Source organism: Pseudomonas sp. GM30 (genome assembly GCF_000282275.2).
GTDB lineage: Bacteria > Pseudomonadota > Gammaproteobacteria > Pseudomonadales > Pseudomonadaceae > Aquipseudomonas.
On the sequence record NZ_AKJP02000030.1, the window covers coordinates 289,982 to 303,749 of the forward strand.

Sequence of the window (13,768 nt, forward strand, 5' to 3'; positions counted from 1 at the left end):
CCGTCTTCGCCAGCAGGCTGGCTCCCACACTGGATTTGTGTTCGCCACCGATCCTGTAGGAGTGAGCCTGCTCGCGATAGGGCCAGTGAATTCAACCGATCAAGCGCTTCTGGAAATAATGCCGACTATGCCCCGGCGGGTAGTCGACAATCTCGCCAAACTGGCTGAATCCCAGCTTCTCGTAGAACGCCGGCGCCTGAAAATCGAAGGTGTCCAGCCAGATGCCCAGGCAGTTCTTCTCTCTGGCCAGATTTTCCGCCATGGCCATCAATTCCGAACCGATGCGTTGCCCGCGACCCTGTTCCGGTACGCACAGCAATTCAATGTACATCCAGGTAAAAATCACCCGGCCATACAAACCGCCGAGTATCGCGTCGTGTTCATCGCGCACCAGCAGGGCGAAGGGCTCCGACTTGGAGCCGCCGGTCTGGGCGTCGTTATAGGCAATCAAAGGCTCGAGGATGGCCTTGCGCTGTTCTTCCGTAGGGCTCTGCGACAGCTCGATTCGCAACGTCATGTGCAACTTCCTTGTGAGATGAACCGCCAGCCTATCCTGTGCAAGGAGCATCTTCCAAGTCCTTGCTCATCCCGTTGGAACCGCCGCTGTCGCGCCGGGGTCTAGCCTTTACAGCGTCATTCCGAACGCGGTTGATGAGGATCCCCCATGAACATTTTCGAAGCCCTTCGCGAAAGCCACGACCGCCAGCGCAATTACGCCAAAGCCCTGGTCGAAACCAGCGGCGACACCCCGGAGCGGGTTGAGGCCTACAAGCAGCTCAAGTCCGAACTCCAGGCCCATGAAACCGCCGAAGAACGCCACTTCTATATCCCGTTGATGGAGTTCGACAACGGCGTCGACCTCAGCCGTCACGCCATCTCCGAACACCATGAAATGGACGAGATGATGGAAGAGCTGGACGAGACAGAAATGTCCAGCCCGGCCTGGCTGGCCACCGCGAAAAAACTCTCGGACAAGGTCCACCACCATCTGAAGGAAGAAGAGCAGAAGTTCTTCCAGATGGCTGGCAAGCTGCTCAACGAAAAGCAGAAAGAGCAACTCGCAGGGCAATATGAAAAGGAATACCAGGCACAACTGGAGTGAGGGGATGATTGCAGGTTTTTGCTGTGCCGGCGTGTAGGCCTTTAGCCATGCGTCAGGTGAGCGTTGTCGCAAATGACTGTATATTCATCCAGTATTTTCGGGGTTTTCCGCTTGAGCCGTCGATGGCCTGCGACAAAACCGCCGATGGACAAAAAATCCACCTCCGTTAGCTTGAAGGCCTCTCCTCGGACAGGAGAGTTCTTAAATCAACGGAGTGAAAAACATGAACCAACCACAAGCTCAAACCCAACTGCGACACGGTCGCGTCACCTCTCCAGCCAGCCGCGGTGCGGTAGCCATCGAGCAAGGATTGCTCGGTGCCTGGCAGGTCAACGAAATGGAAGGCGGCAAGAACTTCCCGGCGCTGATCGCAGGGCCTTTTCCTGCGCCGTATGGCAGCGACAGTGACAGCGTCACGCCGCCCGCCGACGGTTACATCCTCAGCGGTGGCAAGACCGATGCCCGTGACTGCGTGAACTTCACCGACGAGGAAATGAGCAAAAAGCTCAACCGTCCGTTCAGTTGGCCACTGCTCAGTGTCACCCCGGGCCAGACGCTGGAAGTGAAATGGGAATACACCGCGCCGCACACCACCCGCGGCTACCGCTGGATGATCACCAAGGATGGCTGGGATCCGAAGCAACGTATTTCCCGTGCGCAGCTCGAAGCGCAGCCTTTCGCCGAAGACTTCTACACTCAGGTGCCGTATTACAACTATCCGGGTGAACTGAAGGCCAAGGTCAATCATTCGGTGAAATTGCCGGCCAACAAAAAGGGCCGTCACGTCATCGTGCTGATGTGGATCGTCGCCAACACCGGTAACGCGTTCTATCAGGCGTTCGACGTCGACTTCAAATAACGGCGTTACGCTCAACCCACAGGTTCTGAAGGATTAGAACATGTCAAATATCGACTTCACACTCGTGCAAAACCAGGCGGCTGACGCGGCTTCGCTGATGCCGAGCATCGCCGGCAAAAAAATACTCATGGGCTTCTGGCACAACTGGCCGGCGGGTCCGAGTGACGGCTACCGTCAGGGCCGTTTCGCCGAAATCGCTCTGGAAGCGGTGCCCAAAGAGTACAACGTGGTCGCCGTGGCGTTCATGAAGGGCAGCGGAATTCCGACCTTCAAGCCCTACAACGTCTCCGATGCCGAGTTCCGGCGTCAGGTCGGCGTGCTCAACAGCCAGGGGCGGGCGGTGCTGCTGTCCCTGGGTGGCGCCGATGCGCACATCGAGTTGCGGGCCGGACAGGAGCAACCACTGGCCAATGAAATCATTCGTCTGGTGGAAACTTATGGCTTCGATGGGCTGGACATCGATCTTGAACAGAGCGCGATTGATTTCGCGGCCAACAAGACCGTGCTGCCGGCCGCGCTGAAACTGGTCAAGGATCACTACGCAGGCCAGGGCAAGCACTTCATCATCAGCATGGCCCCGGAGTTTCCGTACCTGACCACCAACGGCAAATACGTCGGTTACCTGCAGGCGCTGGAAGGCTATTACGACTTCATCGCGCCGCAGTTCTACAACCAGGGCGGCGACGGGGTCTGGGTGCCGGAAGCCAATAATGGCAATGGCGCTTGGATCGCGCAGAACAACGATGCGCTGAAAGAGGACTTCCTCTATTACCTGACCGAAAGTCTGGTGACCGGCACCCGGGGTTTCAGCAAAATCCCGGCGGACAAATTCGTCATCGGCCTGCCGGCCAACGTCGATGCGGCCGCCACCGGTTATGTGATCGACAGCACCGCGGTGGGCAATGCGCTCAAGCGTCTGGCGATCAAAGGGCTGCCGATCAAGGGGCTGATGACCTGGTCGGTGAACTGGGACAACGGCGTCAGCAAGGATCGCGTGCCGTACAATTGGGAGTTCAGCCGGCGTTATGGGCCGCTGATTCATGGCGCCCGAACAGCGGAGCAGGAAACGGACGACGCGTTGTCGCGCCTCGCCCGTTAACCGCAAATAAAGAAGCCCGGTAGCGCTGCCGGGCTTTTTTTGTGCGCGCGATTAATCGACTATGGGCGTTTTCCGATGACACAAGGATCAGGCTTCATGACCAAGACAGCCGAGCGGGTCAACATTGTCGACACTGAGGTGTTGTCCCACGACTGGTACCTGTTGAAGAAGATCACCTTCGACTACCTGCGCAACAACGGCGACTGGCAGCGGCAGACCCGCGAAGTCTACGACCGTGGCAATGGTGCGGCGATCCTGTTGTTCAACCGCGTACAGCGCACGGTGGTGCTGACCCGCCAATTCCGCCTGCCGGTGTTCGTCAACGGTCACGATGGATTGCTGATCGAAGTAGCGGCGGGACTGCTGGAAGGTGCGGCGCCGGAACAGCGGATTCGCGACGAGGCCGAAGAAGAAACCGGCTACCGCGTGCACGACGTGAAGAAGGTATTCGAGGCTTACATGAGCCCCGGTTCGGTGACCGAAAAGCTGCACTTCTTTATTGCCGAGTACGACGCGAAGTCGAAGGTCAGCGAGGGTGGCGGATTGGAAGAGGAAACCGAAGAGCTGGAAGTGCTCGAGTGGGGCTTCGATGAAGCACTCGCGGCGTTCCAGCGTGGCGAGATCTGCGATGCCAAGACCATCATGCTGTTGCAGTACGCAGCAATGAATAACCTTTTCAACACCTGATTCAGCGTCAATCCATTGTGGCGAGGGAGCTTGCTCCCGCTGGGCTGCGCAGCGGCCCCAGGTTTTTGCCAGTGCTACGCACTGGAGCGGGAGCAAGCTCCCTCGCCACACGATGGCATTTGCAGGGTTAAAACAGGTCGCCTGTTCTACCGACATCAGACCATTCACCACCCTCCAGCACCAGCAACCGCTCTTTGGCCTCAAGCCCACCCGCAAACCCGGTCAATTTCCCCGACGCACCAATCACCCGATGACACGGCGCCACAATCGAAATCGGATTGCGCCCATTCGCCGCTCCCACCGCGCGCACGGCTGTCGGATTGCCGATCTGCTCGGCGATCTGGCTGTAAGTGCGGGTTTCGCCAAACGGAATGGTCAGCAACGCCGCCCAGACCTTTTTCTGAAAATCGGTGCCGACAAAATCCAGCTCCAGTTCGAAGCGATCACGGCCGCCGGCAAAATATTCTTCGAGCTGCTGTGCGGTTTTGCGCAGTACCGGATTGTCCGGTTCCTCTGTCATCGGTCCCAGGCGCACGCGATTGGGTTTGTCGTTTTCCCAGAGGATGGCCGCCAGTCGCAAGCCGTTCGCGACCAGCTTCAATTCGCCGACCGGCGAGGGCAGGGTGATGAACGTGTAGGCCATGGGCAAAACTCCGGATCGGCGCGGCAAAGGCGTCCAGCATACTGCCTGAGCGGGGAGGCGCAAATCGTAATAGCGACCATACTGCTAGGTGCTTTTGCAGCGTTCCCCTCTGTTCTGCACAGAATCCAATAACAAAAAAGAGATCTACTCATGAAGTACGAACCTTTGGCCAAAACGCTGATCGCGACTTCACTGGCACTGAGCTGCCTGATGGCCCACGCCGCTTCGGTGGCCCCGGTGGCCGCCGAGAACGGCATGGTGGTCACCGCCCAACACCTGGCCTCCCATGTCGGCGTCGATGTGTTGAAAAACGGCGGCAATGCGGTGGATGCAGCGGTCGCTGTGGGCTATGCGCTGGCGGTGGTGTATCCCGCGGCTGGCAACCTCGGCGGTGGCGGTTTCATGACCATTCAACTGGCGGACGGGCGCAAGACCTTTCTCGACTTCCGCGAAAAAGCCCCGCTGGCGGCGACTGCCAACATGTACCTGGACAAGGACGGCAACGTCGTTCCCGATCTGAGCACCCGTGGTCACCTCGCCGTGGCGGTGCCGGGCACCGTGTCGGGTATGGAGCTGGCGCTGAGCAAGTACGGCACCAAACCGCGCAAGGACATGATCGCCCCGGCGATCAAACTGGCTGAAGACGGCTTCGAGCTGGAGCAGGGCGACGTCGATCTGCTGGACTACGCCACCGATGTGTTCAAGAAGGACATGCGTGATTCCGGCTCGATCTTCCTGCACAACGGCGAACCGATGCAGGTCGGGCAGAAACTGGTGCAGAAGGATCTGGCGAAAACCCTGCGCACCATTTCGGAAAAAGGCGCCGACGGCTTCTATAAAGGCTGGGTGGCCGACGCCATCGTCACGTCCAGTCAGGCCAACAAGGGCATCATTACCCAGGCCGACCTCGACAAATACAAGACCCGCGAGCTGGCGCCGGTTGAGTGCGATTACCGTGGCTACCACGTGGTCTCGGCGCCACCGCCAAGCTCCGGCGGGGTGGTGATCTGCGAGATCATGAACATCCTCGAAGGCTATCCGATGAAGGATCTGGGCTTCCATTCGGCCCAGGGCATGCACTACCAGATCGAAGCGATGCGCCACGCTTACGTGGACCGCAACAGCTATCTGGGCGATCCGGATTTTGTGAAGAATCCGATCGAACATCTGCTGGACAAGAACTACGCGACCAAACTGCGTAACGCGATCCAGCCACAGAAGGCTGGCATCTCCGCCGAACTGAAACCCGGCGTCGCCCCGCATGAAGGCAACAACACCACGCACTATTCGATCGTCGACAAATGGGGCAATGCAGTGTCGGTGACTTACACCCTCAACGACTGGTTCGGCGCCGGCGTGATGGCGAGCAAGACCGGGGTGATCCTCAACGACGAGATGGACGACTTCACCTCCAAGGTCGGCGTGCCGAACATGTACGGTCTGGTGCAGGGCGAGGCCAATGCCATCGCCCCGGGCAAAACCCCGCTGTCGTCGATGAGCCCGACCATCGTCACCAAGGATGGCAAAGTGGTCATGGTGGTCGGCACCCCGGGTGGCAGCCGCATCATCACTGCGACCTTGTTGACCATGCTCAATGTCATCGATTACGGCATGGGCTTGCAAGAGGCGGTCGACGCGCCGCGTTTCCACCAGCAATGGATGCCTGAAGAAACCAACCTCGAAGCCTTCGCGGCCAGCCCGGATACGAAGAAGATTCTCGAGAGCTGGGGCCACAAGTTCGCCGGGCCGCAGGACGCCAACCACATCGCCGCGATCCTGGTCGGCGCGCCGTCGCTGGGCGGTAAACCGGTGGGCAAGAACCGTTTCTACGGGGCCAACGATCCACGGCGCAATACCGGGTTGTCACTGGGCTATTGAGAGGCGTAAAAAGGGGGCGGGCTCAGGCCCGGCCCCTGTCTTGAGTATCGATCAAGGAAGACCCATCATGTCTAGCGCATTGCTGATCATCGACGTCCAACAGGCTCTCTGCTCGGGCGAATACCAGTGCTTCGACATTCGCCGCGTCATCGATACCATCAACCAGCTCAGCACTCGCGCGCGCACGGCCGGTGTGCCGGTGGTGCTGATTCAGCATGAAGAAAAGGACAGCCCGCTGGCCCATGGTGCCGAAGGCTGGCAACTGGCCGAAAGCCTGCTGACTGAAACGCAGGACCTGCGCGTACGCAAAACCACCCGGGATTCGTTCTACCAGACTGATCTGCGAAAACTGCTGCCCGGAGAAGACTTCGAACGTCTGATCATTTGCGGCCTGCAGACCGACTACTGCGTCAACGCCACCGTGCGCAGGGCGCATGAACTGGGCTACGACGTGGTGCTCGTCGCGGACGCTCACTCCACCGTCGACAACGGCAACATGAGCGCCGAAGACATCATCGCCGAACACAACAAGGATCTGGCGCACCTGACCGGCGCTACCGGTCGCATCGACGTTAAACCTGCAGCCGGGATCATTTTCTGAGGCCCGAAAATTCCTCTGTCGGTCTTACTGGCCTCATCGCTGGCAAGCCAGCGATGGCGGCGAACCTGTCAATGAAAATGCCAGCTATGCCGACCCAATCGCCAGCAGGCTGGCTCCCGCAGTGATTGGTGGTATTCACAGATTTCATGTACAGCAAAAAATCCCTGTGGGAGCGGGCTTGCTCGCGAAGACGGCAGCACTGACAACACTTCACTGGCATAATCCCGCGCCCCGAAGAATGGAATCTGTCGATGTTGTCTTTCAAACTCCGCCATGCTTTTCCGCTGGCGTGCCTTATGTTTATTCCAGCTGTACACGCCAGCAGTTTCGATTGCGCCAGCGCTGCCAGCCCGACTGAGAAAACCATCTGCACTGATCCCTACATCTCAAGCCTTGATGAAAAGCTGGGTGTGCTGTGGCCGCAGACGTTGGCAAAAGTGGCTGATCCTAAAGCGCTCAAGGCGGATCAGCGGCAATGGCTGAAGAGTCGAAACGGCTGCGCCCAACAGATAGCCTGTCTGCGTCGGGAGTATCTGATGCGAGTTGCCGAACTCGATTACGCGTCCAGGCCTTTCAATTGGGACGCTACGTGGCAGCTGATTCCCACAGGCCCGGCGACAGCTTCAGAAATTACAACCAAACGGCGTGACTCGGCGCATATCACGTTCGACATTTCGGCACAGGAGGGCGGCAACTCTGGCGATCTAAGCGGTGTCGCCTTGTTGAAGGGGAAACAGGCCGATTACGCCGAAGGACAATGTGCGCTGCGTTTTACTGCGATCAACGGGATACTCAATGTATCGCAGGACGGTGCGGATGCCGACTGTGGCGGGGGAATGGGTGTCTTTTACGCGGGTCGTTATGTGGGTTCCGATCAGCCTTTGAAGCTTGATTACGACTTGCTCAGCCTCGGGTTGGCCCGTTCGCTGGAGGAAGACCAAACATTGCGCTCGCTACTCAAGGCGGATTATCAATCGCTGGTAGAGTTTTCTGGCTCGATGATGACAGGCGATCCCAGTGTCGATGTGCCGGGTAGTCAGATCGTCGAGATGTGGATGCGAGGTCTGGGCGCTACCGCCATGTTCATGAGCACGCCTGATAGCCGGTTTTGGGTCATGGTGATGGCCTACGATGGTCAGGGAAAACCTCATGTCCGTTACTACAGCAACGCGCCGCAATGGAAGACGCGTTTACCCGACGTCATGCAGGCCTGGTATCAGCGCAGGTCGGGTGAAACAACGCTGCCGCTGGATTTCATGCCCTGACTATTCAAGTCGCAAACAAAACCCCACGAATCTCCCCAACCCGCGGTGCCACGACGCCCTCCAGCACCATCCGCGTAATCGTCTCTGCTGCCGTCTCATAGTCCTCATCCTGCGGCACTGCGCGTCCGGTGATGCAGCCCATCTGCCAGCCGATGTTGGTGTAGGTGCGGGTTGCCGACCAGATGAACAGCATCAGGTGCTCCGGATCCACCGGCGCCAGCAAGCCGCGCTCGATCCAGCTGCGCAGGCAGTCGACATTGCGTCGGGCTTCGGCGTGCAGCAGGTCGCGGCATTCGTCCGGTAGCTGACGGCCACCGAGCAATAGCTCACCGCTGAACACCTTGGCGATGGCTGGGTGTTCGCGGGTGATGCGGATGCGCGCGGCGACGTAGGCGCGCAGGCCAATCATGGGGTCGTCGCTTTCGCGCAGTGCCGCCGAGGCTTCCAGCAGCGGTTCGACGAACTCCAGCAAAACCTTGGAATAGAGGTTTTCCTTGGTCTGGAAGTAGTAATACAGATTGGCCTTGGGCACGCCGGCACGGGCGGCGATGTCGCGGGTCTGGGTGGCGTCGAAGCCGTTGGCGGCAAACTCTTCGCTGGCGGCGGCGAGGATCAGTTGTTCGTTGCGTACGCGGATGGCACTCATGGGAACACGATGTAAATGGTTGGCATGGGCAGATACTGACAAATTCGGCTTCGCAATATACAAAACTATATAGCGGTGAGGCCAGCTAACTCGCTTGAGAGCGCTATGCTGATTCGATCATCAAAAAAACCGGGGGAGGGAACATGGCCATCAAGGCACTGCGCGCTACGGCGGATGATTTGGAGCCGGTGGCAAAACTGTTTGACGCCTATCGCGGTTTCTATCAGCAACCGTCCAACCTTGAGCAATCCCGCGCCTTTATCGCCGAGCGCATGGCCGGCAACGAGTCGGCTATTTTCCTCGCACTGGATGAAAACGCCGAAGCGCTGGGTTTCGTGCAGTTGTACCCGACGTTTTCTTCGATAGATGCCCATCGCACCTGGTTGCTCAGCGACCTGTTCACCGCACCTGCCGCCCGTGGTCGTGGCATCGGCCGGTTGCTGATGAACACGGCGCGGGACTTTGCCCTGCAGACCGGCGCCAAGGGGCTAGTGCTGGAAACCGCCACCGACAACTTCACTGCACAAGGTTTGTACGAGTCGCTGGGTTATGTGCGCGACACGGGTTACTACACCTACATGCTCGACTTGCGTCAGGACTGACTGACTTTTTGTGTAAATTTCCCGATTCAGTCTTTCCTCAAGCCACTGCTCTCTCTAGAATCCGCCCGGCTTCCGCAATGGAGGCTCTTTGATATCACCTGGCTTGATTCACATAGGGAAGACAACATGCAATTCGGGAAAATCGTGGCGCTGAGCCTGGTGCTCGCGCTGGGCGGTTGTGCCAGTTTCACCAAAGACGAAGTCGCGCCGGTCAAGCTGCCATCGATGGCCAGCTACGCCAACAAGCCCAATGTCTATGTGGATTTCGACTTCTATCAGGGTGAGCCGAAAAGCGCTTCGGCCGTAGAACTGCCGCAGGCGCGAGATCAGCTCAAGCCAGAGCTGCAAAAGATTCTGAGCGATTCGGGTCTGTTCGGCCGTGTCACCCTGGACGAGTTCCAGAAGCAACCGGGCGACTACAGCCTGCGTCTGAAAATGTACAACCATCCGCCGAATGCCGGTTCGATGGTGCTGGCCTTCATCAGTGGTTTCAGCCTGATGGTGATCCCGGCGTACGGCACCGATCAGTACACCATGAGCCTGGAAGCCGTGGACGGCACAGGCCAGGCCCTGACCACCGCAAGCAACCATGATGCGGTCGGAACCTGGTTCGGCATCTGGTTCATTCCGATGATGGGCAACACCCCGAAGGCCGCGATCAACGACACCTTCGCCCGTCAGGTCAATGCGCTGCTCAAGCAGATGATCGACAACAACACCTTGAAATACTCGGCACTCGAGACCCGTACTCCACGGGCCTGATGCCAAAAAAAAGAGCCGCAATCGCGGCTCTTTTTTTGCCCTTACTTCAGGGCCTGGATGAACTGCGGATCGCTGTACAGTTCCTTCAACAGATCGCGCAGCATCGGGTTATAGGCGTTGACCGCATTCGGAATCGCAATGAAACCGAAAAAGCTGCTGCTCCACTGACTGCTGACATTCTTGGTCGCGTCGTAGACCACATTCTGGCCGTTGAGCAGGGTGAAGCGTGCCGCGAGTTGGCCGTCGCCGGTGCCCATGCCGGCCGACAGATTGTTCTTCACCACCAGCACCTTCAGCTGACGCTGGGCCTGTGGATCAAGCAGGCCGGCCTTGCGCAGTTCCTCGGTAATCGCGTCCTGGATATGCGCCGGGATGCTGCCGGACGGCGAGCGCACCGGATTGGCCCGCACGGTCAGCGAACCTTCGCCGGACTCGGCCGTCACCTGTGGATTGCTGACCGCATGCAGGGGTGGGGTCTGCTTGAGCTTCTGGACGTTTTCGAAGCTCGGCTCATAGCGGGTCATGGTCATGCCACAACCTTGCAGCAGCACTGCCAGCATCGGGATCAACAACAGAGACTTTTTCACGGCGTTTCCTTGCGTGAGGAATAGGGGGGGCGAATTATGGGCAGAGTGCTATCATTGGGCAACACACTTCGCCCGGGAAACGCTCAGCGCTTCAACAGATTTTCGATTTGCGCCAGTTCCCAGGTACTGAGCAGGCTCACCGGGTCGGTGCCATAGCGGGTGTTGAAATGCCACTCGCGGCCATCCGGGCAGCGGCAGTGTTCGCAGTGATGCAGGCGCTCACCCTCAAAATCCAGCAACAGGCGCCAGCCTTCGATATCGGCCGCAACCCGTGCAATGTCGGCGCACGTATCGTCCCTGTTGAACATTCGCACACCCAGCGCAGCCTCGCGCAAGCGCTGGCAAACGTCGCGGGCGGTCAGCAATGCAGTCATGGTCGTACTCGGTGGATGCAGGACGCGCCAGCATAAAGGTCGCTTCGTCGGGTGTCAGCGATCGCTGGCTCTAGCCCGGACATTTCCGTAACATCCGCAACCCTCCTTTTCGCGAACACCCTCGGCCACGCTCGCTGGCCGATCAGTCAGGTAAGCCATGAAACCGAAACGTCTGCGCGCCGATGTCCTGGCCGGACTCACCACCTCGTTTGCCCTGTTGCCCGAATGCATTGCGTTTGCGCTGGTGGCGCATCTCAACCCGCTGATGGGCCTGTACGGGGCCTTCATCATTTGTACGCTGACCGCGTTGTTCGGCGGCCGGCCGGGAATGGTTTCCGGGGCGGCGGGTTCGATGGCGGTGGTGATCGTCGCGCTGGTGGTGCAACACGGCGTGCAGTATCTGCTGGCGACGGTGTTGCTCGGCGGTCTGATCATGATGGCGTTCGGCTTGTTGCGCCTGGGCAAACTGGTGCGCATGGTGCCGCATCCGGTGATGCTCGGCTTCGTCAACGGCCTGGCGATCATCATTGCGCTGGCGCAACTGGAGCATTTCAAGAGTGGCGAACACTGGCTCAGCGGCACGCCGCTGTACCTGATGACCGGGCTGGTACTGCTGACCATGGCCATCGTCTACATTCTGCCGCGCCTGACCCGCGCGGTGCCGCCGGCACTGGTGGCGATCCTCGGCGTGGGCCTGCTGGTCTACCTGTTCGGTCTGCCGACGCGCACCCTTGGCGACATGGCGCACATCGCCGGCGGTCTGCCGACCTTTGCCTTGCCGGATATCCCGTGGACGCTGGAAACCCTGCGCATCATCGCTCCGTACGCGATTCTGATGGCGCTGGTGGGCCTGCTGGAAACCCTGCTGACCCTGAACCTCACCGATGAAATCACCGAAACCCGTGGCTACCCGGATCGCGAATGCGTGGCGTTGGGTGCGGCGAACGTGGTCTCCGGCGCATTTGGCGGTATGGGCGGTTGCGCGATGATCGGCCAGACCGTGATCAACCTCAGCTCCGGCGGTCGCGGGCGTTTGTCCGGGGTGGTGGCGGGGGTGTTGATTCTGCTGTTCATCCTGTTTCTGTCGCCACTGATCGAGCGTATTCCGCTGGCGGCGCTGGTTGGAGTGATGTTCGTGGTCTCACAGCAGACCTTCGCCTGGGCCTCGTTGCGGGTGTTGAACAAAGTGCCGCTCAACGACGTGTTGGTGATCATCGCCGTAACCACCATCACCGTGTTCACCGACCTGGCCACCGCCGTGCTCTGCGGGATCATCATCGCCGCACTCAATTTCGCCTGGCAGCAGGCCCGCGAGTTGTACGCCGATGATCACCTGGAAGCCGACGGCAGCAAGCTCTACCGCCTGCACGGCACGCTGTTCTTCGCCTCGACCACGCCATTTCTCAACCAGTTCGACCCGGCCAATGACCCGGCCCGGGTGACGCTGGATTGCCGGCATTTAAGCTTCGTTGACTATTCGGCGATTGCTGCACTGAAGACCTTGCGCGAGCGATACGCCAAGGCCGGGAAAGAGTTGCAGGTGTTTCATTTGTCTGAGCGCTGCAAGAAGCTGCTCAAGCGCGCGGGCGTCGAACACCACTGATCCCCTGTAGGAGCTGCCGCAGGCTGCGATTTTTTGATCTTGATCTTTTAAAAAACAAGATCAAAAGATCGCAGCCTGCGGCAGCTCCTACAGGGGCGGTGGGGTTATCTGGCGAATTTCTTTGCGCCGGCTACGCAGAGGATGACGCCCAGCGTCACCACCAGCATGCCGACACTGACCTGTTCATGCAGTAACGTCGCCGCCAGCGCCAGGCCGAAAAACGGCTGCAGCAATTGCAGTTGACCGACCGCCGCGATCCCGCCTTGGGCCAGGCCGCGATACCAGAACACAAAGCCGATCAGCATGCTGAACAGCGCCACGTAGGCCAGGCACATCCAGGCCGACAGGCTGACGTGGCTGAACGTGGCGGGCGCCAGCCACAGGCTGAGCAATGCCATCACCGGCAGCGACAACACCAGCGCCCAGCAGATCACCTGCCAGCCGCCGAGCACGCGCGACAGTTTCGCGCCTTCGGCATATCCCAGACCGCAGGCGAGAATCGCCGCGAGCATCAGCAGATCACCGGTGGGCGAAGCGGTCAGGCCCTGTGACAGGGCGAAGCCAACGACCAATCCGCTGCCGAGAATCGAGAACACCCAGAACACCGGTCGCGGACGCTCGCCGCCACGCAGCACGGCAAAAATCGCCGTCGCCAGGGGCAGCAATCCGACAAACACAATCGAATGCGCTGACGTCACGTGTTGCAGCGCCAACGCCGTCAGCAGTGGAAAGCCCAGTACCACGCCCAACGCCACAATCAATAACGACCACCATTGATCGCGTGCCGGGCGCTGTTCGCGAAACAGCCACAACAGAATGACCGCCAACACGCCGGCAATGGCCGCGCGCGCCACGGTGAGAAACACCGGATCGAATTCCAGCACCGCCAGACGCGTGGCCGGTAGCGATCCACTGAAGATCACCACGCCGATAAAGCCATTGATCCAGCCGCTGGTTTTTTCCAGCGCCGGGTTAACCGGGTCCGAAGTCCGTTCCATACAAGGTCACACTCAAAAAAAGGTGGGTTGCTTTCGAGCCATCCTGGGGCCGAGAATCAGCA

General features: G+C 59.3%; 15 protein-coding genes and 1 pseudogene. 10 read left to right on the forward strand and 6 right to left on the reverse strand.

All coding sequences use genetic code 11. From position 1 onward, the window contains the following. Positions 1-91: 91 nt before the first annotated feature. Positions 92-517, reverse strand: coding sequence for a GNAT family N-acetyltransferase (locus PMI25_RS24850; RefSeq protein ID WP_007966588.1), 426 nt, complete (start codon positions 515-517; stop codon positions 92-94). Between the two features lie 147 nt (positions 518-664). Here PMI25_RS24850 and PMI25_RS24855 point away from each other — a divergent pair, with 147 nt between their 5' ends. From PMI25_RS24855 to PMI25_RS24870, 4 genes and pseudogenes are all read left to right on the forward strand, one after another. Further along, positions 665-1,102, forward strand: coding sequence for a hemerythrin domain-containing protein (locus PMI25_RS24855; RefSeq protein WP_007966586.1), 438 nt, complete (start codon positions 665-667; stop codon positions 1,100-1,102). Positions 1,103-1,325: 223 nt separating this feature from the next. Continuing rightward, complete coding sequence (locus PMI25_RS24860; RefSeq protein WP_007966584.1) at positions 1,326-1,961, forward strand: lytic polysaccharide monooxygenase auxiliary activity family 9 protein; 636 nt, start codon at positions 1,326-1,328, stop codon at positions 1,959-1,961. A 40-nt stretch (positions 1,962-2,001) separates the two neighbouring features. After that, positions 2,002-3,024 (forward strand): annotated as a pseudogene (locus PMI25_RS24865) (chitinase); the annotation flags it as partial. A gap of 132 nt (positions 3,025-3,156) precedes the next feature. Then, positions 3,157-3,747 carry an NUDIX domain-containing protein gene (locus PMI25_RS24870; protein ID WP_007966580.1) on the forward strand — a complete coding sequence of 197 codons (591 nt, stop codon included), beginning with the start codon at positions 3,157-3,159 and terminating at the stop codon, positions 3,745-3,747. Positions 3,748-3,874: 127 nt separating this feature from the next. On the opposite strand, the gene PMI25_RS24875 is transcribed toward PMI25_RS24870, so the two are convergent. Next, positions 3,875-4,390, reverse strand: a complete 516-nt coding sequence (locus PMI25_RS24875) for a methylated-DNA--[protein]-cysteine S-methyltransferase (RefSeq protein WP_007966578.1) — start codon at positions 4,388-4,390, stop codon at positions 3,875-3,877. Between the two features lie 150 nt (positions 4,391-4,540). Between PMI25_RS24875 and ggt the strand changes: the two genes are divergently transcribed. From ggt to PMI25_RS24890, 3 genes are all read left to right on the forward strand, one after another. Beyond that, positions 4,541-6,268, forward strand: a complete 1,728-nt coding sequence (gene ggt, locus PMI25_RS24880; protein WP_007966577.1) for a gamma-glutamyltransferase — start codon at positions 4,541-4,543, stop codon at positions 6,266-6,268. 67 nt (positions 6,269-6,335) lie between these two features. Beyond that, positions 6,336-6,869, forward strand: a complete 534-nt coding sequence (locus PMI25_RS24885; protein WP_007966575.1) for a cysteine hydrolase family protein — start codon at positions 6,336-6,338, stop codon at positions 6,867-6,869. Between the two features lie 251 nt (positions 6,870-7,120). Continuing rightward, a complete protein-coding gene (locus tag PMI25_RS24890) occupies positions 7,121-8,134 on the forward strand; it encodes a lysozyme inhibitor LprI family protein (RefSeq protein ID WP_007966572.1) in 1,014 nt (337 codons plus the stop codon). 4 nt (positions 8,135-8,138) lie between these two features. Here the strand turns inward: PMI25_RS24890 and PMI25_RS24895 are convergent, their stop codons facing one another. Continuing rightward, a complete protein-coding gene (locus tag PMI25_RS24895) occupies positions 8,139-8,780 on the reverse strand; it encodes a TetR/AcrR family transcriptional regulator (RefSeq protein ID WP_007966570.1) in 642 nt (213 codons plus the stop codon). A gap of 143 nt (positions 8,781-8,923) precedes the next feature. Here PMI25_RS24895 and PMI25_RS24900 point away from each other — a divergent pair, with 143 nt between their 5' ends. After that, a complete protein-coding gene (locus tag PMI25_RS24900) occupies positions 8,924-9,382 on the forward strand; it encodes a GNAT family N-acetyltransferase (protein WP_007966568.1) in 459 nt (152 codons plus the stop codon). A 126-nt stretch (positions 9,383-9,508) separates the two neighbouring features. Next, positions 9,509-10,144 (forward strand): hypothetical protein, encoded by a 636-nt coding sequence (locus PMI25_RS24905; RefSeq protein ID WP_007966566.1) that lies wholly within the window; start codon positions 9,509-9,511, stop codon positions 10,142-10,144. Positions 10,145-10,185: 41 nt separating this feature from the next. On the opposite strand, the gene PMI25_RS24910 is transcribed toward PMI25_RS24905, so the two are convergent. Beyond that, entirely contained in the window at positions 10,186-10,731 is a 546-nt protein-coding gene (locus PMI25_RS24910; protein ID WP_007966565.1) for a hypothetical protein, read from the reverse strand. A gap of 83 nt (positions 10,732-10,814) precedes the next feature. Then, the gene (locus PMI25_RS24915; protein ID WP_007966562.1) at positions 10,815-11,105 is read right to left on the reverse strand and encodes a DUF7693 family protein; all 291 of its coding nucleotides are present in this window, start codon (positions 11,103-11,105) and stop codon (positions 10,815-10,817) included. 157 nt (positions 11,106-11,262) lie between these two features. Here PMI25_RS24915 and PMI25_RS24920 point away from each other — a divergent pair, with 157 nt between their 5' ends. Then, positions 11,263-12,708, forward strand: coding sequence for a SulP family inorganic anion transporter (locus PMI25_RS24920; protein WP_007966559.1), 1,446 nt, complete (start codon positions 11,263-11,265; stop codon positions 12,706-12,708). A gap of 104 nt (positions 12,709-12,812) precedes the next feature. Here the strand turns inward: PMI25_RS24920 and PMI25_RS24925 are convergent, their stop codons facing one another. Further along, complete coding sequence (locus PMI25_RS24925) at positions 12,813-13,706, reverse strand: DMT family transporter (RefSeq protein ID WP_024164494.1); 894 nt, start codon at positions 13,704-13,706, stop codon at positions 12,813-12,815. Positions 13,707-13,768: the final 62 nt, after the last annotated feature.

Bases quoted from the DNA above. Each gene is read 5' to 3' on its own strand.
- PMI25_RS24850 (WP_007966588.1), bottom strand. From the start codon at position 517: ATGACGTTGCGAATCGAGCTGTCGCAGAGCCCTACGGAAGAACAGCGC.
- PMI25_RS24855 (WP_007966586.1), top strand. From the start codon at position 665: ATGAACATTTTCGAAGCCCTTCGCGAAAGCCACGACCGCCAGCGCAAT.
- PMI25_RS24860 (WP_007966584.1), top strand. From the start codon at position 1,326: ATGAACCAACCACAAGCTCAAACCCAACTGCGACACGGTCGCGTCACC.
- PMI25_RS24870 (WP_007966580.1), top strand. From the start codon at position 3,157: ATGACCAAGACAGCCGAGCGGGTCAACATTGTCGACACTGAGGTGTTG.
- PMI25_RS24875 (WP_007966578.1), bottom strand. From the start codon at position 4,390: ATGGCCTACACGTTCATCACCCTGCCCTCGCCGGTCGGCGAATTGAAG.
- ggt (WP_007966577.1), top strand. From the start codon at position 4,541: ATGAAGTACGAACCTTTGGCCAAAACGCTGATCGCGACTTCACTGGCA.
- PMI25_RS24885 (WP_007966575.1), top strand. From the start codon at position 6,336: ATGTCTAGCGCATTGCTGATCATCGACGTCCAACAGGCTCTCTGCTCG.
- PMI25_RS24890 (WP_007966572.1), top strand. From the start codon at position 7,121: ATGTTGTCTTTCAAACTCCGCCATGCTTTTCCGCTGGCGTGCCTTATG.
- PMI25_RS24895 (WP_007966570.1), bottom strand. From the start codon at position 8,780: ATGAGTGCCATCCGCGTACGCAACGAACAACTGATCCTCGCCGCCGCC.
- PMI25_RS24900 (WP_007966568.1), top strand. From the start codon at position 8,924: ATGGCCATCAAGGCACTGCGCGCTACGGCGGATGATTTGGAGCCGGTG.
- PMI25_RS24905 (WP_007966566.1), top strand. From the start codon at position 9,509: ATGCAATTCGGGAAAATCGTGGCGCTGAGCCTGGTGCTCGCGCTGGGC.
- PMI25_RS24915 (WP_007966562.1), bottom strand. From the start codon at position 11,105: ATGACTGCATTGCTGACCGCCCGCGACGTTTGCCAGCGCTTGCGCGAG.
- PMI25_RS24920 (WP_007966559.1), top strand. From the start codon at position 11,263: ATGAAACCGAAACGTCTGCGCGCCGATGTCCTGGCCGGACTCACCACC.
- PMI25_RS24925 (WP_024164494.1), bottom strand. From the start codon at position 13,706: ATGGAACGGACTTCGGACCCGGTTAACCCGGCGCTGGAAAAAACCAGC.